Source organism: Nocardioides sp. B-3, from assembly GCF_024703895.1.
Classification (GTDB): domain Bacteria; phylum Actinomycetota; class Actinomycetes; order Propionibacteriales; family Nocardioidaceae; genus Nocardioides.
The window spans coordinates 1,433,668-1,459,362 of record NZ_CP087968.1 but is presented as its reverse complement, the minus strand read 5'-3'; the positions used below and the strand labels follow the sequence as shown (position 1 = coordinate 1,459,362).

Below are 25,695 nucleotides of genomic sequence, written 5' to 3'. Positions count from 1 at the left end.
AACTACTCGGGCGCCGCGGTGGCGACCACCCGTCGTTCGGATAGGGAGCCCTGCTCAAGACGGCGGCCCGTCGGCCCCGGTGGCCAACGGGCCGCCGCCCTGTGCGGGTGGCTCAGTGGTGTACGGCGGCTTCCGCGCCGGCACCGGTGAGCGCACGCACCTCGAGCTCGTCGAAGGCCAGCTCCGACTCGACCTCCTTGGAGGTCACGGTCCCGAGCCAGCCGAAGAAGAATCCGGCCGGGATCGAGATGATGCCCGGGTTGGCGAGCGGGAACCACGACCAGTCCTGCCCGGTGAACAGCGCCGTCGGGGATCCCGAGACCACCGGCGACGAGGCCACGAGGACCGGGCACGTGATGAGTCCGCCGTAGATCGCCCACGTGGCGCCGCGGGTGTTGAACCGCCGCCAGAACAGGTTGAACAGGATCGACGGCAGGTTGGCCGAGGCCGCGACGGCGAAGGCCAGCGCCACCGGGGAAGGCGATGTTGAGCTTCTGCGCCGGGATCGCCAGCGCGATCGCGATGCCGCCGATGACGAAGGCCGAGATCCGGGCGACCCGGACCTCCTCCTTCTCGCTGGCCGCACCTTTCTTGATCACATTGGCGTACAGGTCGTGCGCCACCGACGAGGCCGAGGTCAGCGTCAGCCCGGCGACCACCGCGAGGATGGTCGCGAAGGCCACGGCCGAGATCAGGGCCAGCAGCACCGCGCCGCCGGTCGTGCCCGCTCCGCCACCGACTGCCTCCGCGAGGAGCGGCGAGGCCGAGGTTGCCCCCGCTCTCGGCGACCTTGCTGCCCGCACCCGTGTCGAGGAGCGCAGCGGCACCGAAGCCGAGGGCCAGCGTCATCAGGTAGAACGACCCGATCAGGCCGATCGCCCACATCACCGAGGTGCGCGCCGCCTTGGCGGTCGGCACGGTGTAGAAGCGGATCAGGATGTGGGGGAGGCCCGCCGTTCCGAGGACCAGCGCGATGCCGAGCGAGATGAAGTCCACCTTGCTGGTCAGGTCGATGCCGTACTTCAGCCCGGGCTGGAGGAACGCGTCGCCCTTGCCCGTGTTGGAGGCGGCGGCGCCGAGCAGCTCGGACAGGTTGAAGTCGAACTTCGCGAGCACCGGGGAAGGTGATCAGCACGGTGCCGACCATCAGCAGGACGGCCTTGACGATCTGTACGTACGTGGTGCCCTTCATGCCGCCGACGGTGACGTAGAAGACCATCAGCAGACCGACCATGACGATGACGAGGGCCTTGGCCGTCTCGCCCTCGATGCCGAGCAGGAGCGTGACGAGTGCGCCCGCGCCGACCATCTGGGCCAGCAGGTAGAAGATCGACACGACGACGGTCGAGGTGGCGGCCGCCGTACGCACCGGTCGTTGCTTCATCCGGTAGGCCAGCTGGTCGGCCATCGTGTAGCGACCCGAGTTGCGGAGCAGCTCGGCGACGAGCAGGAGCGCGACGAGCCGGGCGACGAGGAAGCCGATCGAGTAGAGGAAGCCGTCGTAGCCGTTGAGCGCGATCAGCCCGGAGATGCCGAGGAAGGACGCCGCCGACATGTAGTCGCCGGACACGGCCATGCCGTTCTGGAAGCCGCTGAACTGGCGCCCACCGGCGTAGAAGTCCGCGGCGCCCGACGACTGGCGGCTGGCCCAGAACGTGATGGCGACGGTGACGGCGACGACCGCGAGGAAGAGGACCGCGGTGAGGGTCTCGGTGTTGGACATCAGGAATCTCCTCTGTCGCCGCGCAGCTCCGCGTCGTAGCGCGCCGTGAGCGAGCGTGCGAGCGGGTCGACGTGGGTGTTCATGTGACGGGCGTAGAGCCACGCGATGATGAAGGTGGACGCGAACTGCAGCAGGCCGAAGACCAGCGCGATGTTGATGTTGCCGATGACCTTGGTGCTCATGAAGTCACCGGCCCAGTTCGACATCACCACGTAGAGCAGGTACCGGGCCGGGGAACGCCACGGTGAACGGGATGGCGAAGGAGCGGTAGCGCTTGCGCAGCTCGGCGAAGTCGTCTGAGTCGTGCAGCTCCGCATAGATCGGATGCTCGGAGCGCTGATGGACTCCGTTGTTGGTGTCGTCGGACATGGGGACCTCCTCGGGATGTGATCACCGTCACGGTGGCACCGGGCGCCCGCGCCACGGCAGGTCCGACGGGGTGTACGTCGCCGGGTGGCTCGACCCCATCGGCGAACGGTCGGTCTGGCGCGACGAACGGTCAGCCGCGCTGCAGGTCCACGGACTCCGGCGTGTGCAGCCGGACCATGAACCGGCCCGCGTGCGCCGGGACCCGGCTGTGCGTCGCGCGGCTGACGACGACCATCGTGGCGATGGCCGCGGGCACGCTCCGGGCCGCCGGCTGTCCGAGGAGTATGGCGACCCACCCCGTGGTCTCGGACGTGACCAGCGTCCAGCCGACCGCGAGGCCGGACCCGAGCCCGCCGACCGTCAACCCGGCGATCGCGCCCGCAGCCGTGAGCCCGCGCCACCAGATGCCGAGCAGCAGCAGCGGGCAGAACGTGGAGGCGGCGACCGCGAAGGCGAGCCCCACCGTGCGAGCCACGCCGACGTCGGGTGCGGCGATCGAGACCATCGCCGGCACGACCACTGCGACCACCGCACCGGCCCGGAAGGCGGCGATCCCGGAGAGCCGGTGCGTGCCGAAGCGGCGGCCGGTGACGTCCTGCGAGAGCACCCCGGCCACGGCGATGGACAGTCCGGAGCTCGTCGACAGGAAGGCGGCGAACGCGCCGGCGGTGACCGAGCCGGTGAGCACCTCGCCCAGCAGGCCGTCCACCATCAGCCGTGGCAGCTCGAGCACGAGCGCGTCCGAGCCGGCCGTCGCGAGGTCGGCGGCGTAGATGCGGCCGAGTGCGCCGTACACCGGAGGCAGCAGGTAGAACGCGCCGAGCAGCGCGAGCACGACGAGGGTGGTGCGGCGGGCGGCGCGGCCGTCGGGGTTGGTGTAGAACCGCACGACCACGTGGGGGAGACCCATGGTGCCGAGGAAGGTCGCGACGATCAGCGAGTAGGTGACGTAGAGGCCCCGGCCGCCTCCGGAGCCGAGCGGCAGCGACCAGTAGTCGGCACCCGCACCACCCCCATCGTCGGGTCGGGCGCACCGTCGCCGACCCACACCGCGAGCAGCACGCAGGCGGGCAGCAGCAGTGCGGTGAGCTTGAGCCAGTACTGGAACGCCTGCACGAAGGTGATGCTGCGCATCCCGCCAGACCCGACGTTGATCAGCACCACCAGCGCGACCACCAGCGGGCCGACCCACGTGGGGGCGCCGATGGCGGCTCGGAGCGTGAGCCCGGCGCCCCGGAACTGTGGCAGCAGGTAGAGCCAACCGATGCCCACGACCAGCACCGAGCAGAGGGGCGCGCACGCCGCGCGAGCCGAGCCGGGCCTCGGCGAAGTCGGGCAGCGTGTAGGCGCCGCTGCGGCGCAGGGGAGCGGCGACCGGGACGAGCAGGACGAGGTAGCCGGCGGTCCAGCCGACCGGATACCAGAGCATGTCGGCGCCGAAGGTGAGCACGAGCCCGGCGACCCCGAGGAAGGAGGCGGCGGAGAGGTATTCACCGCCGATCGCGCTGGCGTTGAGTCCTGGCCGGACGGTGCGCGAGGCGACGAAGAAGTCGCTGGTGGTGCGCGAGAACCGCAGTCCCCACGTGCCGATCGCGAGCGTCGCGACGGTGACCGGGACGACCGCGACGAAGCCGGGGACGACGTCGGTGCTCATCGCTCGACCTCTTCCACGAGGGAGGCGAAGTCTCGTTCGTTGGCCTCCGAGCGGCGGATGTAGACCCAGCCGAGCGTCAGCAACCGGGGGTAGACGAGGACGCCGAGCAGCAGCCACGACAGCGGCAGCGGTCCGACCTGCACGTCCGCGAGCCCGGGCACGAGATGGAAGGCGAGCGGCAGGCTGCCGACCGTCACGGCGAGCAGCGCGAGGATGCCCAGCGCCAGTCGCAGCTGCTCGCGGAGCAGGGACTCCATGTAGACGCGGCCCAGCTCCGTGCCCGCGTCGATCTCCCGGGTCCCGGACCGCACCGAGGCGGCGCGGCGGCGCGGCGGCCCGGTGACCCGGACGCGCTCGGTCATGTCCTGCGCTGCGTCAGGAGCTCGCGGAGCTCGCGGGTATGGCGCCGGCTGACCGGCAGCTCGTGGCCGCCGACCACGACGCTGGCGCGACCGGAGTCGACGCGCAGCTCGGAGACGTGGGCCAGCGCGACGAGCAACGAGCGGTGGATCCGGATGAACCCTGCGTCGGCCCAGTCGTCTGCCGGGGTCGACAGCGGCGTACGGACGAGGTGGGAGTCGTGGGCGGTGTGCAGGCGCGCGTAGTCGCCCTGCGCCTCGACGTGGGTGACGTCGCTGCGGGAGATGAAGCGGGGTGACGCCGCCGCGCTCGACGGGGATCTGGGTGTCGCCGCTCGGCATGGGCGAGGTGGCGGCGACGATGCGACGAACGGCCTCGGCGAGGCGCTCCTCGCGCACCGGTTTGAGGACGTAGTCGACGGCGTGCAGCCTCGAACGCGTCGACCGCGTGCTCCTCGTGCGCGGTGACGAACACGATCGGCGGCGGTGCCTTGAAGCGGGCCAGCACACGGGCGAGGTCGAGTCCGGTCAGGCCGGGCATCTGGATGTCGAGGAAGACCGCGTCGACGGCCCGGTCCTGCAGCACCCGCAGGGCCTCGGTCGCGGAGTCGCAGCCCCGGATCGTGCCCACGCGCGGGTCGCGCTCGAGCAGGAAGACCAACTCGTCGAGCGCGGGTCGCTCGTCGTCGATGACGAGGACGTTCAGCGGCGTCATAGCTGCACTCCCGGGGCGAACTTGGGCACCCGGACGATGACCTTGGTGCCGGCGCCGGGGGGCGGTCTCGACCACCAGACCGTAGTCGTCTCCGAACGCGTTGCGCAGCCGTGCGTCGACATTGCCCGGGCCGACGGAGTCCATGGACGTGTCCCCGGCCAGCGCGCGGCGTACGCGCTCAGGATCCTCGCCGCTGCCGTCGTCCTCGACCTCGATGACGCATTCCCGGTCGAGGTCGCGGGCCGTGATGGAGAGGTGGCCGACCCCGTCGGCCTTGTCGGCACTGGCCTCGAGTCCGTGGCGGACGGCGTTCTCGACGAGGGGCTGGATGCACAGGAAGGGTACGGCGACGGGCAGCACCTCAGGAGCGATCCGCAGCGTCACCTTGAGCCGGTCGCCGAAGCGGGCCTGCTCCGGGAGGAGGTAGCGCTCGACGGAACGGAGCTCCTCCGCCAGCGTCGTGTAGTCGCCGTGGCTGCGGAAGGAGTAGCGGGTGAAGTCGGCGAACTCGAGCAGCAGCTCGCGGGCCCGGTCGGGGTCGGTGCGGACGAAGCTGGCGATGGCGCCCAGCGAGTTGTAGATGAAGTGCGGGCTGATCTGGGCGCGCAGGGCTCGCACCTCCGCCTCCATCAGCGCGGTGCGCGAGTCGTCGAGGCTGGCCAGCTCGAGCTGCCCGGAGACCCGGGCCGCGACCTCGTTGGCGGCCCGGACGAGGCTGCCGGTGGCGTTGGGTGCGCCGACGACGAGGGTGCCGACGAGCAGCTCCTCGACGACCAGCGGGCTGATGACGAGCTGGCGCACGGGACAGCCCGGCGTCGCGCAGGTGGTCGCGGAGATCCGCGTCGGCGCGCCGTCGGGGAGGTCGGGGACCTCCGCCGCGTGGTGGTGCCCGGCGCCGTCCCACGCGAGCACACCGCTGGTGTCGGTCAGGGCCGCCGCGGGCGTGCCGAGGAGCGCGCGCAGGTGCCGGACACTGCGCTCGGCGCTAGTCTGCGTGAGTCCCTCACGCAGCGCAGGCGCGGCCAGCGACGCGGTGTGCAGCGTGCGGAAGGTCGCCCGGTCGGCCTCCGTGCCGAGGTGGGTCCGCCGCCAGCGCCACATGGGGTGAGACTAGTCAGTTCGCTCGCAGGAGTTGCCGATTCGGTCGCGAGGACAGCGGTATTCCGCAGCCACCGGTGGCCGCAAACTACCGCTGTCCTCGTGGTTGATCATTGACTCTCGCAGCGGCGTTCGACTTCGGCGTCGCATCTGTCGCGGCCTGCGCCACCCCCGGCTATGTCTCGACCCCCGGTCGCCGTACAAGGTGTCGCGGCCACGGTTGCCGATCAACCTGTCGCCGCCACGCTCGCCCCGCAGCAGGTCGTCACCGCCTCCGCCGAAGAGCTTGTCGTCGCCGGTGCCGCCGCGCAGCAGATCGTCGTTGGCGAGGCCGTGGAGCTTGTCGTCACCCGCATTGCCGGAGAGCCGGTCGTTCCCAGTCCGGCCGACGAGGTTGTCGTCCCCAGACCCACCGGCCAACAGAGTGTCTTGGTCGCATGGTTGCGGGAGGCCCTGCTCGTCGGTTTGGGCAGTGACCCTGTCGTCGCCGCCAGCCCCGTTGATGAGGATGTCGCATCCCCGACGCGTACAGGGTGTCGTCCCCATCGCTGCCTTTGAGCGTGACTCGGTGTGCGCTGACGCCGCCAGTGTTGAAGCCGGTGATGTCAGCAATCACGATGCCGTCGACGACGACTTGCTTGTCGAGCTGCATGCCGACGTCCGCCAGCCGATCCTCCACGAAGATCACGTCATCGCCGGTGCCGCCGTCGTAGCTGCCGATGACCGTGGTGTCGGTCTGGGAGGTCAACAACGTGACGTTGTCGCTACCAGCCCCGCCCGGGACCACGTCGTCCGCACCGTTGGCCGTGACGAGGTCGACTCCTTGGCCCCCGAGGTACAGGTCGTGGCCCGACTGGAGTGATGAGTTCGTTCCGAACCCGGCCGCGGTGGCATCGATCATGTCGTCGCCGTCTCCCGCGTCGATCTTGACGGAGGCAGGCACGAACGTCACGCACACGAGGTCGTTGCCCGCGTCGGCGAACACCGTGAGGGACGTGCCGGTGACGATCACGTCGTCGCCGGGGGTGCCTGTCACCGTGGGGCCGGTTCCCACGATCGTGGCCGGCTTGCTTCGGCAGGTCTCGCCTGTCGCGGAAGCCGTTCCGGTTGGCAGAAGGAGCGTGGCTCCGAAAAGCAGGGCGGTCAGTGTCGCCGTACGGCGCACAACCTTCATCGCTCGCAAGACTTCTTGACCTCGGCAATGCACCTGTCGCGGTCGGGACCGCCCAGTGCAGTATCTCGACCCGAGCCGCCCGCCAGAGTGTCGCGGCCCTGCATGCCGATGAGCCGGTCGCTACCCCGCGCCCCCGCGTAGGACGTCGGACTGCCGGGATCCATCGAGCCGGTCGTTGCCGGGGCCGCCGTTGAAGGTCATCCCGGTCTCGGCGCAGTCGACGCGAGGACCGTCGATCTGTCCTCCTCGACGTTCCAACGTGTCGGCGCCCTTGCCGCCGACCGCGCGCGTGGTGCAGCCACCGACCGACAGGACGTTGCCGGCGTCGTCACCGATGACACGCACGTCAGTGCCGTAGGCCGAGACATTCTCGACGCCGACGAGATTGCTGGTGACGTCACCCCATCGGACGGTCTCCGCCCGCAGGTCGGCCTTCACTTCCCTCGTGCCGTTGATCTCGACGGTGTCACGTCCGTTCCCGGCGTCGATCGACGTCGTGCCCGAACGACGGGTTGCCTGACAGGGTCACGCGGTCGTCCCCGGCTCCCAGATCGGCCGTGACAGAGGGATCTCCGCTGGCCCCCCAAGTCGTCCAGACATCGAGACCGTCGTTGGCCGGCGACCCGGTGTAGGTCAGGTCGACCCGATCCACGATGAAGCCCAGTGCGCCGATGTTGGTCCACCGCATCCAGTCCCGGCCGTCGAGGGTGGACGTGCCGGTCGCGGCGTCCACGACCAGTGCCCCGGCGTCGATCCCTGGTCTCGAGGCGAGCGCCACCCGTGCCCCCCGTCGAGTCGACCGTCGGCTGCCAGTGGACCCTCCACGTAGAGGTAGTCGGAGTCCGGCCCGGTGGTGATCACGTCCGGGTTGACAGCGCCGTCGGAGTTGCTGGCGACTCGATCGAGTCCGGCACCAGTGTCAACGACGTCGCGCTCGGTGTCGGGGATCTGCTGGCCGGTCTCCGAGATGTATCCACTCGTGTTGACGTCGTCGCTGGTCGGGCCCCCGTGCAGGGTGTCAGCCCCGGATCCGAGCTCGGTCCGGACCGGCGTCGTGGCGGCCACGGTGTCGACGACGTCGTTGCCGGGCCCAGCGTCGACCCTGACGCTCACACGGTTGGGCAGCCCGGCGACGCAGACGAGGTCGTCGCCGCCGAGGGCGCGCACGTCGTGCGCCGCGCCGGTGACGATCACGTCACGACCCTCGGTGCCATGGAGCGTGGTGTCGGTCCCCACGACCGGGGGTCGGTGCCGACGATCGTGGCGGCCTCACCCCGGCAGGTCTCTCCGACGGCGGTGGCAACGCCGGTCGGCGCAAGGAGCGTGGCGCCGAACAGAAGCGCGGTGAGTGTCGCCGTACGACGCATGGCAGGTCTCCTTGGAGCGCTGCCTAGCGGAAGTCGATCAGCAGCATGTCTGTGTCGGTGCCGTCCGAAACGATCGGACCCTCCTGTGATGCGTCGGAAGGCACTTCGGTTGCCGCGTCGCGCTGGTCGATGACCTTCGCGCGGAAGCACTCGACGACGTAGGGCAGCTGCATGCCGTCGTGGCCGCGGCCGTAGTCGTCGTAGAGCGCGCGCACGGCGTCGAGCCCGGCCTCGCGCTCGTCGTCGGGCAGGGATGCGATGTAGGAGCGCGACGCGACGATGTCGACGAGGGTGTCGCGATCGACGTCCTGCCAGAAGGAGAAGGTCTTGTGCTCGATCTCACCGAAGAGGTCGGACTCGGCCGAGAACTCGTGGGAAATGGACCGGCGTCCTGCTCGCCGGCGATTCCGATGCCGGCACCGCCGCCGACGACGTCGACCAGCTTGCGCACCCACGGGATCTTCTTGTCGAAGAAGTTCCACACGAGCGCGACGTGACCGCCGGGCTTCAGCACCCGCGCCATCTCCGGGATCGCCAGCTCGTGGTCGAACCAGTGGAAGGCCTGCGCGGCGACGACGACGTCGACGCTGCGGTCGTTGGCGGGGATCTCCTCGGCGCCGGCGACCTTGGCGCTGACCTCGGGCACCCGCTGCTGCAGCACCTCGAGCATCGCCGGGTCCTTCTCGGTCGCGAAGACCGCGTGACCTTGGTCGACCATCTCGCGCGTCAGCTTGCCGGTGCCGGCCCCGAGCTCCAGCACGATCTTGGCGTCGCCGTCCAGCAACCACGCGACAGCATCGGCTGGATAGGACGGACGGCCGCGGTCATAGGCCTCGGCCACGGCCCCGAAGGATTCGGAGAGGCGCTTCATGTCGGGCTGCTCGTCAGTCACCCGATCGAGGCTACTAGCGTCCTCCACTGTGACTGATCCCGTTGCACGGCTCGTGGGCCTCGAGGGCGTGCCTTCGGCGTACGCCGCAGCGCGCGACGGCATCGACGTGATGCTGCGCGACCGCGGACTGCGACGGACGTCGCCCGAGATGACGGCCGAGTCGCTCCTGAGGGGTGCGCACGCCAGTGCCGTGCTGGAGGGGTCGGCCTCGACGCTGGCCGAGATCCGCGCCGGAGACGGCGACGCGATCGCGCAGGACGCGCTGCGGCTCTCGACCTCGATGCTGGCGCTCGCGCCGCTGATCCGGACCGCCCCGCTGCAGGCGATCGCCGAGCTGCATGCGGTGGTTGCGTCCGGATCGGTGCCTGACGATTCGCTCGGTCGTCCTCGCGACGCGGCCTCTGCCGACCGATTGCGCGGGGTCTCCGAGCTGCTGCTCTCGGACACGTCCGCGCCGGCCCTGCTCGTCGCGGCCGTCGTGCACGCCGACGTCGCGACGGCGGCGCCGTTCGCGTCGCACAACGGGATCGTCGCGCGGGCGCTCGAGCGGCTGGTGCTCGTCGCGCGCGGTGTCGACTCGGAAGTCGCTGGTCGTGCCCGAGGCCGGGCACTGGCCCTGCGGGCGCAGTACGAGTCCAACCTGCGCGGCTACGCCGAGGGCGGGCCGCGTGGCGTGCACGCGTGGGTGATCTACGCCGCCGAGGCGTTCGTCGTGGGGCGCTGAAGCGTCACCGCTGCGGCGTACGGCGGAATAGCCGCGAATGCGAACGGCATCCGACCACAAGGATCGGATGCCGTCGCTGACACGTGAAGACTCGGCTATCAGGCGTGCAACTTCTAACTGCGGTCCCGGGAGATTCCCGGTGACACGCGACCTCTTCGAGAGGCTAGATCGCCGCGTGGGTACCCGGCTCACGTGCAAACTCTTGAGTTGTGTCCTCATGTGTACGCCGACTTCGGCCGACTCACAAGGGTTGACATCCCGGCCTGTTGATGGGTGCTCGTTATCCCTCGAACCGGCGCTTGCGGGCGTTCGCCCACAGGACGCCGCCGCCGGCGGCGACTGCGCCACCGACCGCGAGTGCAGCGAGGGTCTGCCCGGCCGGCGGGAAGTGCACGCGGCTGCGCAGCTCGACGGGCTTGTTGAAGACCGGGACCGGCCAGCCGCGCTCGACCGCGACCTTGCGCAGCTCCTTGTCGGGGTTGACGGCATGCGCGTGGCCCACGGTCTCCAGCATGGAGACGTCGGTGATCGAGTCGCTGTAGGCGTAGCTGTTCTCGAGGTCGTAGCCGATGTGCAGCGCGAGCTCCCGGATCCGCGCGCCTTCTCCTCGGCGTAGGCGTAGTACTCGATCTCGCCTGAGTACTTGCCGTCCACGATCTCCATCCGGGTCGCGACGACCCGGTCGGCGCCGAGCATCTCGCCGATGGGGCCGACGACCTCGGCACCGCTCGTCGAGACGATCACGACGTCACGCCCGGCGAGGTGGTGCTCCTCGATCAGGCTGACTGCCTCGTCGTAGACGAGCGGGTCGACGATGTTGTGCAGCGTGTCGGCGACGATCTCGCGGACCGTCGCGACGTCCCAGCCCGCGCACATCGCCGACATGAAGCGGCGCAGCTTCTCCATCTGGTCGTGGTCCGCGCCGCCGACGAGGAAGACGAACTGGGCGTAGGTGCTGCGCAGCATCGCGCGCCGGCTGATCAGGCCCCCGGCTCGGAAGGGCTTGCTGAAGGCAAGGGTGCTCGACTTCGCGATGATCGTCTTGTCGAGATCGAAGAAGGCCGCTGTGGGGCGGGGCATGGCGCCATCGTAGGCGGCCGCACTGCCGCCTCAGCGGCGTACGTCAGTACTGCTTGCTGCTCTCGTGATGGAACCCGTTCGGGTCGGGGTGCTTGCCGATGCCGGGAGCACGCGGGTAGAGGCGGAACTCGGCCTCACGCTCGTCCATGAAGGTCGTGATCTCCGCGATGTCGTGCTTGGCACCGGACGCCAGTTCGTCGAGTCCTTCGGTCCGGGACCTGACCGCCCCCGGATCAGCTCGTCGAGGCTCGACTCCAGCTCCTTGGCGCTCGCTCCCTCGACGGTGACCGTCTCACGGGCGCCAGCGGGGATCGTGGCCGACGCGAGGCCGGACGTCGCGCTGACGATGCCGAAGGTCGCGGAGGCCGGCGGGATCGCGAAGGTCACTGCCCCGAGAAATCCCGTGAGGGAGGAAAGCAAGCCCAGAGCGTCCTTGGTGCTCTGTCCACGATTGTCGTCCCGGCGCTTGCGGAGCTGGTCGTCGGCGGCCTGCTTGGTCGCCTCGACCGCGTTCATGAGGGCATGCTGCGCCGAGGACGTGACTCCATTCGCCACCGCGTAGCAGGCCGAGACTCGCCCGGGGACGAAGCAGTGGTTGCTCCGGATGTCCTTGAAGGGCTTGTACCAGTCATTGACGAAGGCATCTCGGGTCCGACCCTTCCACGCCCCGAGATTCTCCGACAGACCACCAAAATCCTCCGCGCCGTCGTGGGCCGGGGAGTTCGCCGTGTCCGCTGTCCTCTCGATGATGAAGTCGAACTCCGATTGGCGCTCGGACAACAGGTCAGTGGCGTACTCGACAACCCACTCCCGAATGCCCCGGGCCCAGGTGCTCCCCTCGTCGGCCCACTCCTTCAGCTTCCCCTCGGCCTCTTCCCTGAAATCGTCGAAGCTCGGCTGGGTGTTGCCGCGAGTGACGTTCTTGTCGAACGGGTGGGTCCAGCCCATGTGGTTGAACTCGACGATCGCGTAGTCCGAGGTGTTGGAGAAGGCGTTGTTGTTGGGGATCCCACCGTGCTGGCTCTCCTCGAAGTAGTCCAGAGCCTTGTCGATGTAGTAGAGCTCGGCGAGGAGGTCGCAGGCCTCATGGAGGGTCTCGTAGAAACCGCTGACCGAGTAGGTCTCGTCGATCGCCATCAGAGGTTGCGCCTTCCGGGTCCGGGAACTTCGGGGGGTGTGCCGTAGGTGCCCGGGTCGATGGGCTTGACGTAGTCCTCGGGCAGTTGGTCTGTACGCAGGGGTGGAAGCGAGTTCTCGTCCTTGTCGAGCACTCGGTCGTCCTTCAGGTAGACGAGGAACTCGTCGCGTGCGGCCTCGTCGGTGCGGACGTAGTCGTCCGCGATCTCGACCAAGGCCTCCGCTGTCTGGTGAAGGCTCTGACTCGTCCTGTACAGCGCGTGATGCATGCGCTCCGGGATCGCGCTGAGGGACATCAGGGCGGGGTGCTTCGAAGCGAGTCCTGCGGCTGTGGTCCCGAGGTCGTAGATGCCGTTGGTGTTCTCCGAGTAGAGGTTGGCAGTCGTCGGGATCAGGACTCGGCCGGCAAGGTAGAGCTTGTAGGTGTCGGCGCCGAAGTCGTCGCCCGATCCGACGTCACCGACGTCCCTGCCGCCGTCCGAGCTCGGGAAGTAGTTCGGTGATTCCGGATCCTGCTTGTCCCCCATGACCTGCTCCTTCGTGGTTCTCGTCAGTGGTCCCTTCCTGCCCTCGTGGACGCCCACCGAAACCACGGACCGGAAACCACGCACAGGTGGTGTGTGTCGCGCCCTGTCCACAGGTGGCGGCTCGCGTGTCGGCGCGATGTCCCCGGTGTCGGCGAAGGTCGGGACATGCAGCCGCTGGTCCTGACCCGTGATCCCTCGCTCCTCGACGACCTCTCCCGCCTCGCCGCCGGGGCGGGCGTCCAGCTCGAGGTGTGCGGTGACGCCGTGGTCGCCCTAGCTTCTCGGTCGATCGCTCCGCTGGTCGTGATCGGGGACGACGTGCTGGCCGACGTCGTGGCCGTTGCGCCACCGCCTCGGGCGGGTGTCGTGGTGATCTCCCATGCGCCGGCCACGGAGGTGTTCCGGCTCGCCCCGGGCGTGGGGGCCAGCTCCGTGGTGGAGCTGCCGGCGGGGAGACGCACGTGGGTGCGCTGCTGGCCGACGTCGAGGAGTCGCCCGGACGCGGTCTCGTCATCGGAGTCGTCGGCGGGGCCGGCGGCGCGGGCGCGTCGACGCTGGCGTGCGCGCTCGGCCGGGTGGCCGGGCGTGACGGGCCTGCCCCCGGTGATCGACACCGACCCCGTCGGGCCCGGCCTCGACCGGCTGCTCGGACTGGACGAGACCCCGGGGGTGCGATGGGACGACCCGGCCTCCTCCGCAGGGCGACTCGGCTCGCGGTCGTTGCGAGAGGCGGTGCCGCGACGCGACGGCACCGGCGTGCTGACCTCGGGCGGCGGGTCCGGCGACGCCGCCGCCCCTGTCGACGTTGCGAGACGTGCTCGCGGCCGGGCAGCGCGGGCACGCGCTGGTCGTCCTCGACCCGGCCCGCCGGGCGAGCGTGGTGTCGGCGGAGCTGATGGCACGGTGCGACCTCGTGCTCGCGGTGACGCCCGCGACCGTCAGTGGCATCGCATCGACGCTGAGGTTGGTCGACCCGATGTCCGACACGTCGCGCATCCGGCTCGCGACGCGGCGCGGCGCCGTTTCGGCCCGCGATCTCACCGCGGCGACCGGCGTGGCCGTGGCCTTCGAGGTCCCCGAGCAGCGCGGGCTCGCCGAGGCCGTCGACCTCGGCCTCGGGCCGGTCCGTCATCGCCGTACGCCCCCGGGCAGGGCGGTCGCCGCGTTCCCGGCCGAGGTCGCGTGATGAGCGAGCTGGAGGCCGGGGTCATCGACGACGTCCGCGAGCGGTTGGCCGCGACGCCCGGCGACCTGTCGCCGCACCGCGTGGCGGAGGCGATGCGCGCTGCCGGGAGGCCGGTCGGTGACGCCACTGTGCTGGCTGTCCACGACGCGCTGCGCCGAGACGTCCCGGGCTCCGGGCCGCTCGAGCCGTTGCTGCGACAACCCGGCGTCACCGACGTGCTCGTCAACGGTGCCGACCGGGTCTGGGTCGACGACGGCAACGGGTTGCGACTGACATCGGTGCGCTTCCGAGACGACGCCGCGGTTCGCCGGCTCGCCCAGCGGCTTGCCTCGACCGGTGGCAGGCGGCTCGACGACGCCACGCCCTACGCCGATGTCCGACTGCCCGACGGCACCCCGCTTCCATGCCGTGCTGGCCCCGACGTCTCGCCCCGGCACGACCATCTCGTTGCGGGTCCCCTCGGCACGGACCTTCTCGTTGGCAGACCTGGTCGCGGCCGGCTCGGTGAGCCCGGCGGGCGCGGAGGTGCTGGGCGCGATCGTCGAGTCCCGGTTGGCGTTCCTGGTCAGTGGCGGCACCGGCTCGGGCAAGACGACGCTGCTGGCCGCGTTGCTGGGGCTGGTCGATCCGAGCGAGCGACTGGTGCTCGTCGAGGACGCGAGCGAGCTGCGACCGACACATCCGCACGTGCTCGGCCTCGGAGGCGCGACCGGCGAACATCGAGGGCGCCGGTGAGATCACCCTGAACACGCTGGTGCGCCAAGCCCTGCGCATGAGACCCGACCGGCTCGTGGTCGGTGAGGTGCGAGGTGCGGAGGTGGTCGACCTGATGGCCGCCCTCAACACCGGGCATGCGGGCGGCTGCGGCACGCTGCACGCCAACTCGGCCGGCGACGTGCCGGCGAGGATCGAGGCGCTGGCCGCGGCCGCCGGGCTGCCCCGCGACGCGACCCACAGCCAGCTCGCCTCCGCCCTCGACGCCGTGATCCACGTGGCTCGTGCTCCCGACGGCTGCCGCCGCGTCACTCAGGTCGGTGTTCCCGTGCGGTCTGCGTCGGGGACCGTCTCGATAGCGACCGCCGTCGAGTTCGACGCTGACGGTCGGATGACCGGGGGTCCCGGATCGGCCCAGCTGACCGATCGGGTCGGCTGATGGTCCTGCTGGCCGTCGGCCTGGCGGCACTCGCGACCCGGCTGCTGGTTCCGTCAGGGCGCCTGACCGGCGCGACCCGGAGCTGGCGACCGGTGCTCATCGGGGTGGCCGGGATCGCAGGCTGGGGACTCGTCAGCGGCTGGCTGCCGCCCCGCGCCAGCGCGGCCGGCATGGCCTCCGTGCTCGCGGCGGCCGGTGGCCGGCTCATCTGGCAGCGCCGTCGTGACCGTCGGGAGCGAGCGCTGACGGCGGTGGGGGTGCTCGACGCGTGCGAGGTCCCGGCCGCGGAGCTGGCCGCTGGTCGACCGCCCGGCCCGGCGCTGGGTGAGGCGGCCCGTCGATGGCCCGGCCTCTCGCCCGTGCTGGATGCGTGGTCCCCGGGCTCGGACGTCCCGGTTGCCCTGCGCCGGGTGGCCGCCACTCCGGGTGCCGGTGACCTCCGGGTCGTCGCGGCGGCCCGGCAGGTTGCCCACCACTCTGGCACCGGGCTCGCGCACGCCGTCTCCCGGGTCGCCGCGCGCATCCGCGCTCAACGCCAGACTCAACGCGTCGTCGCCTCGGAGCTGGCTTCCGCGCGCGCCACGGCCCGGCTCGTGGCGGCGTTGCCGGTGGTCGCCCTCGGGATGGGGTCCGGCGCCGGGGGCACCCCGTGGCGTTTCCTGCTCGACACCCCCATCGGATGGGGATGTCTGGCGGCCGGTCTCGGGTTCGGGATCGCCGGGCTGTGGTGGATCGAAGCCATCGCCGACCGGGCGGATCCTCGATGACCGTGCTCGCGGCCCTGTTGTCCGGCCCGGCCACCGTTCTCCCGGTGCCCCCGCGCGCGACCCTGCGGACGCGCCCGCCTGTGGCCGACGTGCCCGTCCCGGCCCGGCCGGGCCGCTGGCGACCGGCGCTCTGCCTGTTGGCCGGCCTCGGCGCCGGGCTCTTCCCGGGTGGGCCGATCGGCGTGGTGGCCGCACCAGCCGCGGCCGCCGCTGCGTGGGTCGCGCTCGCGAGGTCGGAGCCCAGCGCCGTACGCCGAGAGCGCGAGGCCGCCGACCGCGAGCTCCCGCACTTCGTCGACCTGTTCTCGTGCGCGCTCCCGCGCAGGTGCCTCCCCGCAGGCCGCGCTGGCGTCGGTCGTCAGGGCCTGCCCGGGACCGACCTCCGCGCGGTTGGACGGCGCGCTTGCCCGACTGCGGATGGGGGTCGATCCGGTGCACGTGTGGGGTGGGCTGGTCGACGACGACGTCCTGGCTGCCCCGGGTCGCACCCTCGCCCGGGCCGAGACCAGCGGCAGCTCAGTCGCCGACGCGGTCGAGAGGCTCGCCGACGAGCTCGAGCGCTCCTCCTTGGCATCGGTCGAGGACCGCGCCCGCGCGGTGGGTGTGAAGGCAGCGGTGCCCCCGGGGTTGTGCCTGCTACCGGCCTTCCTGCTGATCGGCATCGTGCCCACCGTGGCCGGGTTGCTGTCGTCCATCACGCCGTAGCGCGATGCCGCCTTGACAGTGAGGCATGCCCTCCTCGAAGGTAACACCCGTTTACACGAGCGGTGCAGGTTCGATCGCCGTGGGAGGAAGCGAAACCCAGCAGGGAGGCAGGGGTTTGCGTCTATCTCATCTCGGGGTGGGAGACGTGCGTCCCTGGCGAACTCACGGCATGGCTGCCGACGTCCGCCAGCAACGCAGCGTTCGAGTCCTGCCCGCATGATGTTCGGCCACTGACGCACGACCGGGGGCGACATCTGCTGTCGGCAATCGGTCGCATCCACGACGACCCGGACGAGGCGCCGTGGATCGGCGTAGCCTGCCACCCGGCCGACGCACAGCCCGCATCCGTCGCCGCCGCCCCGGCCAGCCTCTTCGACCGGCACGAGAGCCTGCGCTGCGACTACGTCCCGGGCTCGTCCGGAGGAGTCTTCGCGCGCCGACTGCTCCCTCCCGGCTTGGTCGAGTTCGAGGCGGTGTCCCCGGGGTTCCACGACACCTCGGCGGCCGTGCACCGGGTGTTGGTGCGCCACCTCGCTGCCACCGCCAACCCGTCGGCCCGGCCGTTCTCCGGGTTCGTGACGGTCGAGTCCGAGGAGCGGGTCACGCTGTTCGCGGCCTTCGACCGCGTCACCTTCGACGGCTACTCGATGTACTCCGTGGCTGACGAGCTCCCGCGGTTGCACCGCACGTTCGCGGCCGAGGACGCGCCCGACCCGGCGCTCGCCCTCACGGCCAGTCATCTCGACCACGCAGCGGCCGAACGCGACTTCACCGGGTCCCTCACAGCGACGGATCCGCACCTCCGTCCCCCGGCGAGCACTGCTCGACGAGTCCGGGGGCGTCCCCGGACTCCCTGCCGCGTCGGGGGTTCGCCGCGGGGATCGGTGCAGCCACGCCATGGTGTCGCTGCCCGTCGCCGGGAGCGGCGAGGCCGACGATTTCGCCCGGCTGTGTCGCGCCTCGGGCACGTCCACCGCGCTGACCTACATCGCGATGCTGCTCCGGGCCATCGCCGTACAGGAAGGCCCCGGACCGTCGACCGTGCGGGCGATGATGTCGACCCACGGGCGCTCCGCCGCCCACCCGGGCTCGATCGGGTGGTTCGCCGGCGTTGCTCCCCGGTGGTCGACGTCGATCCCGCGGCCGACCTGCGTGAGACGGCCACGGACGTCTCGGCTGCCCGGTCCCTCTCGGCCCCCGCCGGTCGCATCCCGCTGCCCGTCGTCGGCGACCTGCTCGGAGTCTCCGTCGAACCCGGCCTCGTCGTCTCCTTCATGGAGTCCACGCGCACACCCGGCTGGCGGGAGTGGCGCGAGACGGAGGCCCGGGGGTTCCTCGGCCACGTGCCGCTCAGCGACCAGATGCACGCGTGGGTCAACGTGTTGCCGAGCGGGACGTTCCTGGAGGCACTCCACCCCGCCACCCCCCAGTGCACCGCCCGGGTGGCGACCCTCGCCGTCACGATGCGCAGTGCCCTGCTGTCCTTGATCGACCCACGACGGACACTCGTGCCCGCCCCCGGGGCATCGGGAGAAGTCCGCACAAGCAGATGACCCGCCTCACGAACAGCCACTGATCGGCCCCGCGACGATCACGATCACGCAGCTGACCACCGACCGCTATCCATCCACAGGAGGGGTCGGCGCGGGGCTCTCCACAGGCCGCGCGGCGCTCGGGTGCACGAGGTCGGTGGTCTCCTCGAGAGTCGGACCTCGAGGGCATCCATGGGGGATGCCTCGACGAGAGGTGACTTCCATGGTGACGAGGACACGACGCGATGAGGCCGGCATCACGACAGCCGAATACGCCGTCGGCACGGCGGCTGGGGCCGGGTTTGCCGGCCTGCTCTACAAGCTGCTCAGCGGCGGTTTCGGCGACCAGCTGCTCAAGACCCTGTTCGACCACGTCCCGGGCCTGCTGGGGATCAAGTGAGCGTGCGCCGGCGGCGGTCCGGGTGCGAGCGGGGAGCCGCGACGGCCGAGCTCGCACTCGGGCTGCCACTGGTGCTGGCGGTGACCGTCGGCCCGGTCTGGCTGCTTGCGGCGGCCTCCGCACAGATCAGGGTGGTCGACGCCGCCCGCGAGTCCGCGCGCTCCATGGCGCGGGGCGACTCGGAGTCGGCCGCCGGGGCTCTGGGGGCCACCATCGCGCCGACCGGGGCGGACATCGAGCTGGAGCTGGCGGGCGGCCGGGTCGCGGCGACCGCCAGCGCACGGGTCGACGGCCCCGGTGGGCTGTTCGACTTCCTCCCGGGCGTGACGGTCCGGTCCCGGGCGGTCGCGGTGCTGGAGGAGGCGTGAGCGGAGGCGGCGAGCGCGGGTCGGCGACCCTGTTCGTCCCGGCCGTGACCGGACTGCTGATGTTCGTCGGCCTCGCACTGGGCGGGGTCGCGGCCATCGTGCTCACCCAGCGAACGGCCCGGGCAGCGGCAGACCTCGCCGCACTCGCTGGCGCCGCTGCTGCTGTGGCGGGCACGGACGCCTGCGCCGCTGCAGCGACGATCTCGCACGCCAACGGAGCGACTCTCGACGAGTGCCACCCGGCCGGTCAAGTCGTCACGGTCGCGGTGACGGTCACCGGTCCGCGGCTCATTGACCGCCGCTACGACGTCACCGCCGAGGCGCGGGCGGGCCCGGCCGGGTGAAGCGTCAGATTTTCTCGTCCGGCACGTCGTCGGCGCGGCGTTCCGAGTCCGCGCGGTCGAGACGCTCGCTGAGCTTGTTCAGCTCCTTGCGCTCCTTGCGCTGGGCGATGCTGCGCTTGGTGGCCCACTTGATGATCGAGAGGCCCAACAGGATTGCGGCGCCTGCGGCCACGCCCAGCAAGAAGGTCTCGATGGTGCTGATGTCGAAGCCGAGCAGCTCGGCACCGGTGCCGGGGTCGCTGGCGAAGAGCGCCGCGGCGATGGCGCCAGCGCCGGCAAGGACGAGAAGGAATCCGAGGATGACCATGCTCGCAGGCTACTCGGCGAGGGCTCCGACCAGCAGCAGGTCGAGCAGCGCGACGGCCCCGCGCTTGTCGAGCGGACTGTTCTGGTTGCCGCACTTGGGGGACTGGACGCACGACGGGCAGCCCTCGAGGCACTCGCAGCTCGCGATGGCCTCACGGGTGGCGGTGAGCCATTCCAACGCGGCGTGGAACCCACGCTCGGCGAAGCCGGCACCTCCCGGGTGGCCGTCGTAGACGAACACCGTGAGCCGACCGGTGTCGGCGTGCAGCGCCGTGGAGACACCGCCGATGTCCCAGCGGTCGCAGGTGGCGAAGAGAGGGAGGAGCCCGATCGAGCAGTGCTCGGCGGCGTGCGCCGCGCCGGGGACGTCGGCAGCGGCCAGACCGCTCTCGGTGAGTACGTCGCCGGGCACCGTCCACCACACCGCGGTCGTGCGCAGCGACCGCTCGGGCAGGTCGAGCAGCTCCTCGCCGATCACCTCGCCGCTCGGCTGTCGGCGCTTGAGGAAGGAGACGACCCGGTGCGAGACGTCCACCTCGCCCAGCGAGAGGCGGCAGTCCTGCCACATCCGGTGCTCGCGCTCGGCGACGATCGAGATGTCGGTGATCTCGCGCGCGGACGTCGAGTAGGGCAGCTCGGCACGGTGCATCACCGCGACGTGCTCCTCGAGGTCGAGCGACTCGACCAGCCACGTCTCGCCGCGATGCACGTAGACCGCGCCCGCGTGGGCGGTGCCGTGCGAGCTCGACCCGCCGACGGTGCCGATCACCCGCCCGGTCTCCGCCTCGATCAGCTGCACTGGGCGCCACCGCTCGAGCGGATGTCGGCCGGGTCGCTGGCGCGACGACGGTCGGTCCAGAACCAGCCGCGCGGTCGTTTCCTCAACAAGCCGGCGTCGGTGAGCTGGTCCACGACCAGACGCGCGTTGTCGCCGAACAGCGGCAGGTCTTCCTCCGCCAGCGGGTGCTCCTGCGCGGCCGCGCACAGGTGGGGGCCCGGGACATAGGGGTTGTTCGGGTCGAAGACGGTCGCCTCGACCGGCTGGCCCAGCAGCGACTGTGGATGGTTGACGAGGTAGGTGTCCAGCGGGTCGGCGCCCGCCACCAGCACCCCGAGGGCGTCCTGCGGGCGCCGCGCCCGGCGCGCCCGATCTGCTGCCACAGGGCGGCCCCGGTGCCGGGGAAGCCCGCGATCAGCACCGCGTCGAGCCCGCTGATGTCGATCCCGAGCTCCAGCGCGTTGGTCGCGGCCAGCCCCGTCAGGTCGCCGCGGCGCAGCGCGGCCTCGAGCTCGCGGCGCTCCTCGGGCAGGTAGCCACCGCGGTAGGACGCCACGCGGCGCGGGAGTGACGGATCGACCTCGGCCAGCAGCTCGGCGGCGGTGGCGGCCACCTGCTCGGCTCCGCGCCGCGACCGGACGAACGCCGGGGTCCGGATGTCCTCGGCCACGAGATCGGCGAGCAGGTCGGCGACCTCCGACGACGCGGCCCGCCGCACCGGCGCTCCGTTCTCGCCAGCGTAGGAGGTGAACGGCGGCTCCCACAGCAGCAGGGAGACCTGCCCCCGGGGCGAGTGGTCGGCGGTGATCGCGAGCACGTCGAGGCCGGTCAGCCGGCCGGCGGCGACCTCTGGCTCGGCGACGGTGGCCGAGGCCCAGGACGAAGGTCGGGTGTGCGCCGTACATCGCGCAGATCCGTCGCAGCCGCCGCAAGATGTGTGCGACGTGCGCACCGAAGACGCCGCGGTAGTGGTGGCACTCGTCGACCACGACGTAGCGCAGCGACCCGAAGAAGGACGCCCACTGCGCGTGCCGGGGGAGCAGTGAGTGGTGAAGCATGTCGGGATTGGTCAGGACGTATTCGCCGAAGTCGCGGGTCCAGTCGCGCTGCTCGCGAGTGCTGTCGCCGTCGTGCGTGGACACGCGGACATCGAGGCCCAGCGCGGAGATGAAGGTGAGCTGGTCGTTGGCCAGCGCCTTCGTCGGGGCGAGGTAGAGGACACCCGCGCCACGCTCGCCGCGCCGACCCCGACCGGCGCGGATCGCAGTGAGTGCGGGCAGCTGGTAGGCCATCGACTTGCCCGACGCCGTCCCCGTGGCGAGCACGACGTGCTGCCCTGCCTGTGCCGCGTCCGCTGCCGCCGCCCGGTGCTGCCACGGCGCGGCGACCCCGGCCCGCTCGAAGGCCGCCCGGACGTCGTCGGCGACCCATGAGGGCCACGGCGCGGAGACCGCCGGGCGCGGCGGGACGATCTCGAGATGGCGCAGCCGATCCTCACGACCGGGGACGGAGGTCAGGCGCGACACGACGTCGTCCACCCGGCGATGCAGGGGTCCGCCACGGGTGCTCACGGTGCGCAGTGTGGCAAACGGGACCGACATCGAGTCATCCCCGGGGCAAGGGTGCACCTGCATGGATCACAGGTCTCATGGTTTGATAACTCCCGGCAGCATTCGGGGCGTCCTGCTTCGAGTGGATTTCTTCCGAACTGGAGCAGTCGTGGATCTGACCCTTGCGACCCGCGAGGAAGATGGTCGCGCCATCGTTGCGGTCGGCGGCGAGATCGACGTCTACACCGCGCCCCGGCTGCGCGACCAGATCACCGAGCTCGTCAGCGGCGGCTCCTACAACATCGTGATCGACCTCGAGGCAGTCGAGTTCCTCGACTCCACCGGTCTGGGCGTCCTCGTCGGCGGGCTCAAGAAGGTCCGCGCCCACGACGGCTCGCTCGAGCTCATCTGCTCCCGGGAGCGGTTGCTCAAGATCTTCCGCATCACCGGGTTGGCGAAGGTGTTCGTGATCCACGACTCCGTCGACCCGTTCGTCGCCAGCTGACGACCCCTCTCGAGCGCGCTTCGCCGTACGGCGGGACGCGGTTGTTGCGACGCGCCCGGACCAGGTGTGATGTGCGGCACGGCCGCCGCGTGATCCGGGTCACAGGTGCGTAGACTCCCGCGCGTTCGTACTTAGACGTACCACTCCCGGGAGGACGCACATGACCGGGATCGTTCCCGCTGTCGTGACGCTCACTGGCACCAACCAGCTTCTGGTCATCGTCGTCCTCGCGATCGCGCTCGGCGCGCTCGCGATGGCCGTGGTGTTCCGGAAGCAGGTGTTGGCCGCCGGTGAAGGCACCGACAACATGAAGACCATCGCCCTAGCCGTCCGGAGAAGGCGCCAACGCCTATCTGACCCGGCAGTTCCGCACCCTAGGCATCTTCGCGGTGATCGCGTTCTTCGCGTTGCTCGTGCTGCCGGCAGACGACACGACCGTGCGCATCTTCCGTTCCGTGTTCTTCCTCGTCGGTGCCGGCTTCTCGTCCGCGGTCGGCTATCTCGGCATGAACCTCGCCGTGCGCGCCAACCTCCGGGTGGCGGCCGCTGCCGACAGCATCGGTCGCGAGCCCGCCATGACGATCGGTCTGCGCACCGGCGCCATGGTCGGCATGCTCACCGTCGGCCCGGGGCCTGCTCGGTGCCAGCCTCGTCGTGCTTGTCTTCCGGGACACGGCCCCCGACGTGCTCGAGGGCTTCGGCTTCGGTGCCGCGCTGCTCGCCATGTTCATGCGAGTCGGCGGTGGCATCTTCACCAAGGCTGCCGACGTCGGTGCGGACACGGTCGGCAAGGTCGAGCAGGGCATCCCCGAGGACGACCCGCGCAACGCCGCCACCATCGCCGACAACGTCGGCGACAACGTCGGCGACTGTGCCGGCATGGCTGCAGACCTCTTCGAGTCGTACGCCGTGACGCTGGTCGCCGCCCTGATCCTCGGTTCGCAGGCCTTCGGCGACAAGGGTCTCGTGTTCCCGCTGCTGATCCCGGCCATCGGCGCCCTCACCGCGGTCGCGGGTGTCTACCTCACCAAGCCCAAGGCGGGCGAGAACGGGCTGAAGACGATCAACCGATCGTTCTACCTCTCCTCGGGCATCGCGGCGGTGGCCAGCGTCGTGCTGGCCTACGTCTACCTGCCCAGCAGCTTCGCCGAGTTCACCAACATCTCCGACGCGCTCATCGACGCCGAGGGCGATCCGCGGTTCATCGCTGCGTCCGCCGTCGTCATCGGCATCGTGATGTCGGCAGGCATCCTGGCGCTCACCGGCTACTACACCGGCACGGAGCACCGCCCCGTCAAGGACGTCGGCAAGACCTCGCTCACCGGTGCGGCCACGGTGATCCTCGCGGGTCTCTCGGTCGGCTTCGAGTCCGCGGTCTACACCACGCTGGTCATCGGAGCGGCCGTGTTCGGCGCCTACCTGCTCGGCGGCGCCGCGCTCACCGTGTCGCTGTTCGCGGTGGCGCTCGCCGGTTGTGGCCTGCTGACCACGGTCGGCGTGATCGTGGCGATGGACACCTTCGGTCCGGTCTCCGACAACGCACAGGGCATCGCCGAGATGTCGGGTGACGTCAGTCCGGAGGGCGCGCAGATCCTGACCGAGCTCGACGCGGTCGGCAACACCACCAAGGCGATCACCAAGGGCATCGCGATCGCGACGGCCGTGCTCGCCGCGACCGCCTTGTTCGGCTCCTACGCGACCTCGGTGTTCGATGCCTTGGTCGAGGCCAACCCGGCGCAGGACGAGTTCTTGCAGTTCGACGTCTTCAACCCGGCCGTCCCGGGTCGGCGTCCTGCTCGGCGCGTGCGTCGTCTTCCTCTTCTCCGGCCCGGCGATCAACGCCGTCGCCCGAGCCGCGGGAGCGGTCGTCTACGAGGTCCGCCGCCAGTTCCGGGAGATCCCCGGGATCATGGAGGGCACCGGTCGTCCGGAGTACGGCAAGGTCGTCGACATCGTCACCAAGGACTCGCTGCGCGAGCTCGTGACGCCCGGCATCCCGGCAGTGCTGGCTCCCATCGCGGTCGGCTTCGGCCTCGGCGCCACCGCACTGGCGGGCTTCCTCGCCGGCGCGATCGGCACCGGCACCCTGATGGCCGTCTTCCCGGCCAACGCGGGTGGCGCCCGGGACAACGCCAAGAAGCTCGTCGAGGACGGTCACCACGGCGGCAAGGGCTCGCTCGCCCACGAGGCCACCATCATCGGTGACACCGTCGGCGACCCGTTCAAGGACACCGCCGGCCCGGCCATCAACCCGCTGATCAAGGTGATGAACCTCGTCTCGCTGCTCATCGCGAGCGCGGTTGTCTCCATGAGCGTGGGCGATGACCAGAACGACGCGCTGCGGATCATCATCGCCGTCGTCGCGGTCGCCATCATCGCCGCCGCGATCTACGTCTCCAAGCAGCGCGAGGTCTCGATCAGCGACGACGGTGACAACACCGGCTCCTCGGCGATGGCCCCGCACGCCACCACCTGATCAACACCAGTACGTCGAAGGCCCGCCGGATCGGTCCGGCGGGCCTTCGTCGTGCTGTGTCGCGAGCGGTACGAGGTCAACTTGCTGGGCAACTGGGGCGATTTCCTGCCCGACCCCGATCGCGAGTTCGACAGCGAGGCGCTCGAGTGGTGGCTCGCCCAGCTCGGGCCGGGCCGGGCCGATGGGCTGCTCGCCTTCAACCACGACTTCTGGCTCAGCGGCCTACGGGTCCGCCTGTCTGAACCCGTGACCGGCTACCACGAGCGGGAGTGAACGCGAGGACCGAACAACGCACGAAGGGGAGCAGATCAGGTCACGGTGCGACGCAAGAGCCACCCGGGTCGCCGGCACGACCGGGAGCGCCACGCCGGCTCCGCCGGCCGTCCACGCGTCGGCGTACGGGTAGGTCCCGAACATCGGATGCTCCTCGTGTCCCAAGTCCGGGGGGCAGGATCTCGGCCCACAGGCCCACGACGAACACGGAGATCCGGGTGCCCGGGCCTGCGGCGATCGCCGGGGCGCCAGCCCCGACCTCCCGCGCCACCACTCGGCCTTCGTACGACGACGACGAGCGGATCGTCAGTCGGTAGAGGTGGACCACGGCCACCGTGATGATGGGGATGGCCGGGGCGAACCAGCCCACGAACAGCATGGCCACGAGGGTCACGCCCAGCACCGCCGATGCGCTGATCGTCATCAGCGCCGGGCACGTCAGCAGGAGGGAGCGGCGGTTCTGGGTCACGGGCATGGCCTCATGGTGCGGGCGCCTGCCGTGTGGGCGCGTGCGTCGCCGTACTCAACGACGG

Annotated in this window: 32 protein-coding genes and 9 pseudogenes; 15 read left to right on the top strand and 26 right to left on the bottom strand. The window is 70.8% G+C overall.

Features of this window, described 5'->3' with window-relative positions:
• Positions 1 to 112 precede the first annotated feature (112 nt).
• The 16 genes and pseudogenes from LP418_RS09610 to LP418_RS09540 form a co-directional block, all read right to left on the bottom strand.
• Positions 113 to 472, bottom strand: coding sequence for a sodium:solute symporter family transporter (locus LP418_RS09610; RefSeq protein ID WP_257956109.1), 360 nt, complete (start codon positions 470 to 472; stop codon positions 113 to 115).
• A 67-nt stretch (positions 473 to 539) separates the two neighbouring features.
• Positions 540 to 659: pseudogene (locus LP418_RS09605) on the bottom strand (sodium:solute symporter family transporter); the annotation flags it as partial.
• A gap of 211 nt (positions 660 to 870) precedes the next feature.
• Positions 871 to 996 (bottom strand): annotated as a pseudogene (locus LP418_RS09600) (sodium:solute symporter family transporter); the annotation flags it as partial.
• Positions 997 to 1,132: 136 nt separating this feature from the next.
• Positions 1,133 to 1,723: pseudogene (locus LP418_RS09595) on the bottom strand (solute symporter family protein); the annotation flags it as partial.
• Positions 1,723 to 1,929 (bottom strand): DUF485 domain-containing protein, encoded by a 207-nt coding sequence (locus LP418_RS09590; protein ID WP_257956108.1) that lies wholly within the window; start codon positions 1,927 to 1,929, stop codon positions 1,723 to 1,725. The pseudogene LP418_RS09595 and the gene LP418_RS09590, both read right to left, overlap by 1 nt.
• Complete coding sequence (locus tag LP418_RS09585; protein WP_257956107.1) at positions 1,910 to 2,092, bottom strand: DUF485 domain-containing protein; 183 nt, start codon at positions 2,090 to 2,092, stop codon at positions 1,910 to 1,912. The genes LP418_RS09590 and LP418_RS09585 overlap by 20 nt, the downstream gene beginning before the upstream one ends.
• Positions 2,093 to 2,222: 130 nt before the next feature.
• On the bottom strand, positions 2,223 to 3,746 hold the full coding sequence (locus tag LP418_RS09580; protein WP_257956106.1) for a sodium/solute symporter: 1,524 nt from the start codon (positions 3,744 to 3,746) through the stop codon (positions 2,223 to 2,225).
• Positions 3,743 to 4,108: a hypothetical protein gene (locus tag LP418_RS09575; RefSeq protein ID WP_257956105.1), complete on the bottom strand. Its 366-nt coding sequence runs from the start codon at positions 4,106 to 4,108 to the stop codon at positions 3,743 to 3,745. The genes LP418_RS09580 and LP418_RS09575 overlap by 4 nt, the downstream gene beginning before the upstream one ends.
• A complete protein-coding gene (locus LP418_RS09570) occupies positions 4,105 to 4,341 on the bottom strand; it encodes a LytTR family DNA-binding domain-containing protein (protein WP_257956970.1) in 237 nt (78 codons plus the stop codon). Before LP418_RS09570 ends, LP418_RS09575 begins: the two co-directional genes overlap by 4 nt.
• Before the next feature lie 257 nt (positions 4,342 to 4,598).
• Positions 4,599 to 5,450: pseudogene (locus tag LP418_RS09565) on the bottom strand (histidine kinase); the annotation flags it as partial.
• 480 nt (positions 5,451 to 5,930) lie between these two features.
• On the bottom strand, positions 5,931 to 6,338 hold the full coding sequence (locus LP418_RS32940; protein ID WP_442940152.1) for a calcium-binding protein: 408 nt from the start codon (positions 6,336 to 6,338) through the stop codon (positions 5,931 to 5,933).
• A complete protein-coding gene (locus tag LP418_RS09555; RefSeq protein WP_272496325.1) occupies positions 6,265 to 6,972 on the bottom strand; it encodes a hypothetical protein in 708 nt (235 codons plus the stop codon). Before LP418_RS09555 ends, LP418_RS32940 begins: the two co-directional genes overlap by 74 nt.
• A gap of 116 nt (positions 6,973 to 7,088) precedes the next feature.
• Entirely contained in the window at positions 7,089 to 7,196 is a 108-nt protein-coding gene (locus tag LP418_RS32935) for a hypothetical protein (RefSeq protein ID WP_442940151.1), read from the bottom strand.
• Between the two features lie 16 nt (positions 7,197 to 7,212).
• A complete protein-coding gene (locus tag LP418_RS09550) occupies positions 7,213 to 7,530 on the bottom strand; it encodes a hypothetical protein (protein ID WP_257956104.1) in 318 nt (105 codons plus the stop codon).
• 195 nt (positions 7,531 to 7,725) lie between these two features.
• Positions 7,726 to 8,286, bottom strand: a complete 561-nt coding sequence (locus tag LP418_RS09545) for a hypothetical protein (protein ID WP_257956103.1) — start codon at positions 8,284 to 8,286, stop codon at positions 7,726 to 7,728.
• 210 nt (positions 8,287 to 8,496) lie between these two features.
• Complete coding sequence (locus LP418_RS09540; protein ID WP_442940249.1) at positions 8,497 to 9,330, bottom strand: class I SAM-dependent methyltransferase; 834 nt, start codon at positions 9,328 to 9,330, stop codon at positions 8,497 to 8,499.
• Positions 9,331 to 9,379: 49 nt separating this feature from the next.
• Here LP418_RS09540 and LP418_RS09535 point away from each other — a divergent pair, with 49 nt between their 5' ends.
• Entirely contained in the window at positions 9,380 to 10,075 is a 696-nt protein-coding gene (locus tag LP418_RS09535; RefSeq protein WP_257956101.1) for an oxidoreductase, read from the top strand.
• Between the two features lie 280 nt (positions 10,076 to 10,355).
• On the opposite strand, the gene LP418_RS30640 is transcribed toward LP418_RS09535, so the two are convergent.
• The 4 genes and pseudogenes from LP418_RS30640 to LP418_RS09520 form a co-directional block, all read right to left on the bottom strand.
• Complete coding sequence (locus LP418_RS30640) at positions 10,356 to 10,589, bottom strand: hypothetical protein (RefSeq protein ID WP_336276171.1); 234 nt, start codon at positions 10,587 to 10,589, stop codon at positions 10,356 to 10,358.
• Positions 10,590 to 10,729: 140 nt separating this feature from the next.
• Positions 10,730 to 11,155 (bottom strand): annotated as a pseudogene (locus tag LP418_RS30635) (HAD-IB family hydrolase); the annotation flags it as partial.
• Between the two features lie 30 nt (positions 11,156 to 11,185).
• Positions 11,186 to 12,292, bottom strand: coding sequence for a hypothetical protein (locus LP418_RS09525; protein WP_257956100.1), 1,107 nt, complete (start codon positions 12,290 to 12,292; stop codon positions 11,186 to 11,188).
• A complete protein-coding gene (locus tag LP418_RS09520) occupies positions 12,292 to 12,819 on the bottom strand; it encodes a hypothetical protein (protein ID WP_257956099.1) in 528 nt (175 codons plus the stop codon). Before LP418_RS09520 ends, LP418_RS09525 begins: the two co-directional genes overlap by 1 nt.
• A gap of 165 nt (positions 12,820 to 12,984) precedes the next feature.
• Here LP418_RS09520 and LP418_RS32930 point away from each other — a divergent pair.
• From LP418_RS32930 to LP418_RS09485, 9 genes and pseudogenes are all read left to right on the top strand, one after another.
• A pseudogene (locus LP418_RS32930) lies at positions 12,985 to 14,349 on the top strand (hypothetical protein); the annotation flags it as partial.
• A gap of 28 nt (positions 14,350 to 14,377) precedes the next feature.
• A complete protein-coding gene (locus tag LP418_RS30625; RefSeq protein ID WP_336275952.1) occupies positions 14,378 to 14,740 on the top strand; it encodes an ATPase, T2SS/T4P/T4SS family in 363 nt (120 codons plus the stop codon).
• Between the two features lie 19 nt (positions 14,741 to 14,759).
• Positions 14,760 to 15,158 carry an ATPase, T2SS/T4P/T4SS family gene (locus tag LP418_RS30620; RefSeq protein ID WP_336275951.1) on the top strand — a complete coding sequence of 133 codons (399 nt, stop codon included), beginning with the start codon at positions 14,760 to 14,762 and terminating at the stop codon, positions 15,156 to 15,158.
• Positions 15,158 to 15,925, top strand: a complete 768-nt coding sequence (locus LP418_RS09510) for a type II secretion system F family protein (RefSeq protein ID WP_257956098.1) — start codon at positions 15,158 to 15,160, stop codon at positions 15,923 to 15,925. The genes LP418_RS30620 and LP418_RS09510 overlap by 1 nt, the downstream gene beginning before the upstream one ends.
• A gap of 168 nt (positions 15,926 to 16,093) precedes the next feature.
• Entirely contained in the window at positions 16,094 to 16,630 is a 537-nt protein-coding gene (locus tag LP418_RS09505; protein ID WP_257956097.1) for a type II secretion system F family protein, read from the top strand.
• A gap of 62 nt (positions 16,631 to 16,692) precedes the next feature.
• Complete coding sequence (locus LP418_RS09500) at positions 16,693 to 18,183, top strand: hypothetical protein (RefSeq protein ID WP_257956096.1); 1,491 nt, start codon at positions 16,693 to 16,695, stop codon at positions 18,181 to 18,183.
• A gap of 202 nt (positions 18,184 to 18,385) precedes the next feature.
• The gene (locus tag LP418_RS09495; RefSeq protein ID WP_257956095.1) at positions 18,386 to 18,562 is read left to right on the top strand and encodes a DUF4244 domain-containing protein; all 177 of its coding nucleotides are present in this window, start codon (positions 18,386 to 18,388) and stop codon (positions 18,560 to 18,562) included.
• A 2-nt stretch (positions 18,563 to 18,564) separates the two neighbouring features.
• A complete protein-coding gene (locus LP418_RS09490; protein ID WP_257956094.1) occupies positions 18,565 to 18,930 on the top strand; it encodes a TadE family protein in 366 nt (121 codons plus the stop codon).
• Positions 18,927 to 19,274: an Rv3654c family TadE-like protein gene (locus LP418_RS09485; protein ID WP_257956093.1), complete on the top strand. Its 348-nt coding sequence runs from the start codon at positions 18,927 to 18,929 to the stop codon at positions 19,272 to 19,274. Before LP418_RS09490 ends, LP418_RS09485 begins: the two co-directional genes overlap by 4 nt.
• 4 nt (positions 19,275 to 19,278) lie before the next feature.
• Here LP418_RS09485 and LP418_RS09480 read toward each other — a convergent pair whose 3' ends face one another.
• The 5 genes and pseudogenes from LP418_RS09480 to LP418_RS09465 form a co-directional block, all read right to left on the bottom strand.
• A complete protein-coding gene (locus tag LP418_RS09480; RefSeq protein ID WP_257956092.1) occupies positions 19,279 to 19,581 on the bottom strand; it encodes a hypothetical protein in 303 nt (100 codons plus the stop codon).
• 9 nt (positions 19,582 to 19,590) lie between these two features.
• Complete coding sequence (locus LP418_RS09475) at positions 19,591 to 20,379, bottom strand: Zn-binding domain-containing protein (RefSeq protein WP_257956091.1); 789 nt, start codon at positions 20,377 to 20,379, stop codon at positions 19,591 to 19,593.
• A complete protein-coding gene (locus LP418_RS32925) occupies positions 20,370 to 20,540 on the bottom strand; it encodes a hypothetical protein (protein WP_442940248.1) in 171 nt (56 codons plus the stop codon). Before LP418_RS32925 ends, LP418_RS09475 begins: the two co-directional genes overlap by 10 nt.
• Complete coding sequence (locus tag LP418_RS09470; RefSeq protein WP_336276048.1) at positions 20,462 to 21,028, bottom strand: helicase-related protein; 567 nt, start codon at positions 21,026 to 21,028, stop codon at positions 20,462 to 20,464. The genes LP418_RS32925 and LP418_RS09470 overlap by 79 nt, the downstream gene beginning before the upstream one ends.
• Before the next feature lie 307 nt (positions 21,029 to 21,335).
• Positions 21,336 to 21,959: pseudogene (locus LP418_RS09465) on the bottom strand (DEAD/DEAH box helicase); the annotation flags it as partial.
• Positions 21,960 to 22,077: 118 nt separating this feature from the next.
• On the opposite strand from LP418_RS09465, the gene LP418_RS09460 reads away from it, so the two are divergent.
• The 5 genes and pseudogenes from LP418_RS09460 (at position 22,078) to LP418_RS09440 (ending at position 25,162) form a co-directional block, all read left to right on the top strand.
• Complete coding sequence (locus LP418_RS09460) at positions 22,078 to 22,413, top strand: STAS domain-containing protein (RefSeq protein WP_257956090.1); 336 nt, start codon at positions 22,078 to 22,080, stop codon at positions 22,411 to 22,413.
• 389 nt (positions 22,414 to 22,802) lie between these two features.
• A pseudogene (locus LP418_RS09455) lies at positions 22,803 to 22,979 on the top strand (sodium/proton-translocating pyrophosphatase); the annotation flags it as partial.
• Positions 22,980 to 23,067: 88 nt separating this feature from the next.
• Positions 23,068 to 24,126 (top strand): annotated as a pseudogene (locus LP418_RS09450) (sodium/proton-translocating pyrophosphatase); the annotation flags it as partial.
• The gene (locus tag LP418_RS09445) at positions 24,125 to 24,889 is read left to right on the top strand and encodes a sodium/proton-translocating pyrophosphatase (RefSeq protein ID WP_257956089.1); all 765 of its coding nucleotides are present in this window, start codon (positions 24,125 to 24,127) and stop codon (positions 24,887 to 24,889) included. The pseudogene LP418_RS09450 and the gene LP418_RS09445, both read left to right, overlap by 2 nt.
• Positions 24,890 to 24,940: 51 nt before the next feature.
• A complete protein-coding gene (locus LP418_RS09440) occupies positions 24,941 to 25,162 on the top strand; it encodes a hypothetical protein (protein WP_257956088.1) in 222 nt (73 codons plus the stop codon).
• Positions 25,163 to 25,202: 40 nt separating this feature from the next.
• Here the strand turns inward: LP418_RS09440 and LP418_RS09435 are convergent, their stop codons facing one another.
• Positions 25,203 to 25,631 carry a hypothetical protein gene (locus tag LP418_RS09435; protein ID WP_257956087.1) on the bottom strand — a complete coding sequence of 143 codons (429 nt, stop codon included), beginning with the start codon at positions 25,629 to 25,631 and terminating at the stop codon, positions 25,203 to 25,205.
• Positions 25,632 to 25,695 lie beyond the last annotated feature (64 nt).

Excerpts from the sequence above, each read along its gene's own strand:
- LP418_RS09590 (WP_257956108.1), bottom strand. The coding sequence starts at position 1,929 with ATGTCGAACTGGGCCGGTGACTTCATGAGCACCAAGGTCATCGGCAAC.
- LP418_RS32935 (WP_442940151.1), bottom strand. The coding sequence starts at position 7,196 with ATGCAGGGCCGCGACACTCTGGCGGGCGGCTCGGGTCGAGATACTGCA.
- LP418_RS09540 (WP_442940249.1), bottom strand. The coding sequence starts at position 9,330 with ATGAAGCGCCTCTCCGAATCCTTCGGGGCCGTGGCCGAGGCCTATGAC.
- LP418_RS09480 (WP_257956092.1), bottom strand. The coding sequence starts at position 19,581 with ATGGTCATCCTCGGATTCCTTCTCGTCCTTGCCGGCGCTGGCGCCATC.
- LP418_RS09575 (WP_257956105.1), bottom strand. The coding sequence starts at position 4,108 with ATGACCGAGCGCGTCCGGGTCACCGGGCCGCCGCGCCGCCGCGCCGCC.
- LP418_RS09525 (WP_257956100.1), bottom strand. The coding sequence starts at position 12,292 with ATGGCGATCGACGAGACCTACTCGGTCAGCGGTTTCTACGAGACCCTC.
- LP418_RS09445 (WP_257956089.1), top strand. The coding sequence starts at position 24,125 with ATGCCTTGGTCGAGGCCAACCCGGCGCAGGACGAGTTCTTGCAGTTCG.
- LP418_RS09580 (WP_257956106.1), bottom strand. The coding sequence starts at position 3,746 with ATGAGCACCGACGTCGTCCCCGGCTTCGTCGCGGTCGTCCCGGTCACC.
- LP418_RS09510 (WP_257956098.1), top strand. The coding sequence starts at position 15,158 with ATGGTCCTGCTGGCCGTCGGCCTGGCGGCACTCGCGACCCGGCTGCTG.
- LP418_RS09585 (WP_257956107.1), bottom strand. The coding sequence starts at position 2,092 with ATGTCCGACGACACCAACAACGGAGTCCATCAGCGCTCCGAGCATCCG.
- LP418_RS09495 (WP_257956095.1), top strand. The coding sequence starts at position 18,386 with ATGGTGACGAGGACACGACGCGATGAGGCCGGCATCACGACAGCCGAA.
- LP418_RS30640 (WP_336276171.1), bottom strand. The coding sequence starts at position 10,589 with ATGCTGGAGACCGTGGGCCACGCGCATGCCGTCAACCCCGACAAGGAG.
- LP418_RS30625 (WP_336275952.1), top strand. The coding sequence starts at position 14,378 with ATGTCCGACTGCCCGACGGCACCCCGCTTCCATGCCGTGCTGGCCCCG.
- LP418_RS09520 (WP_257956099.1), bottom strand. The coding sequence starts at position 12,819 with ATGGGGGACAAGCAGGATCCGGAATCACCGAACTACTTCCCGAGCTCG.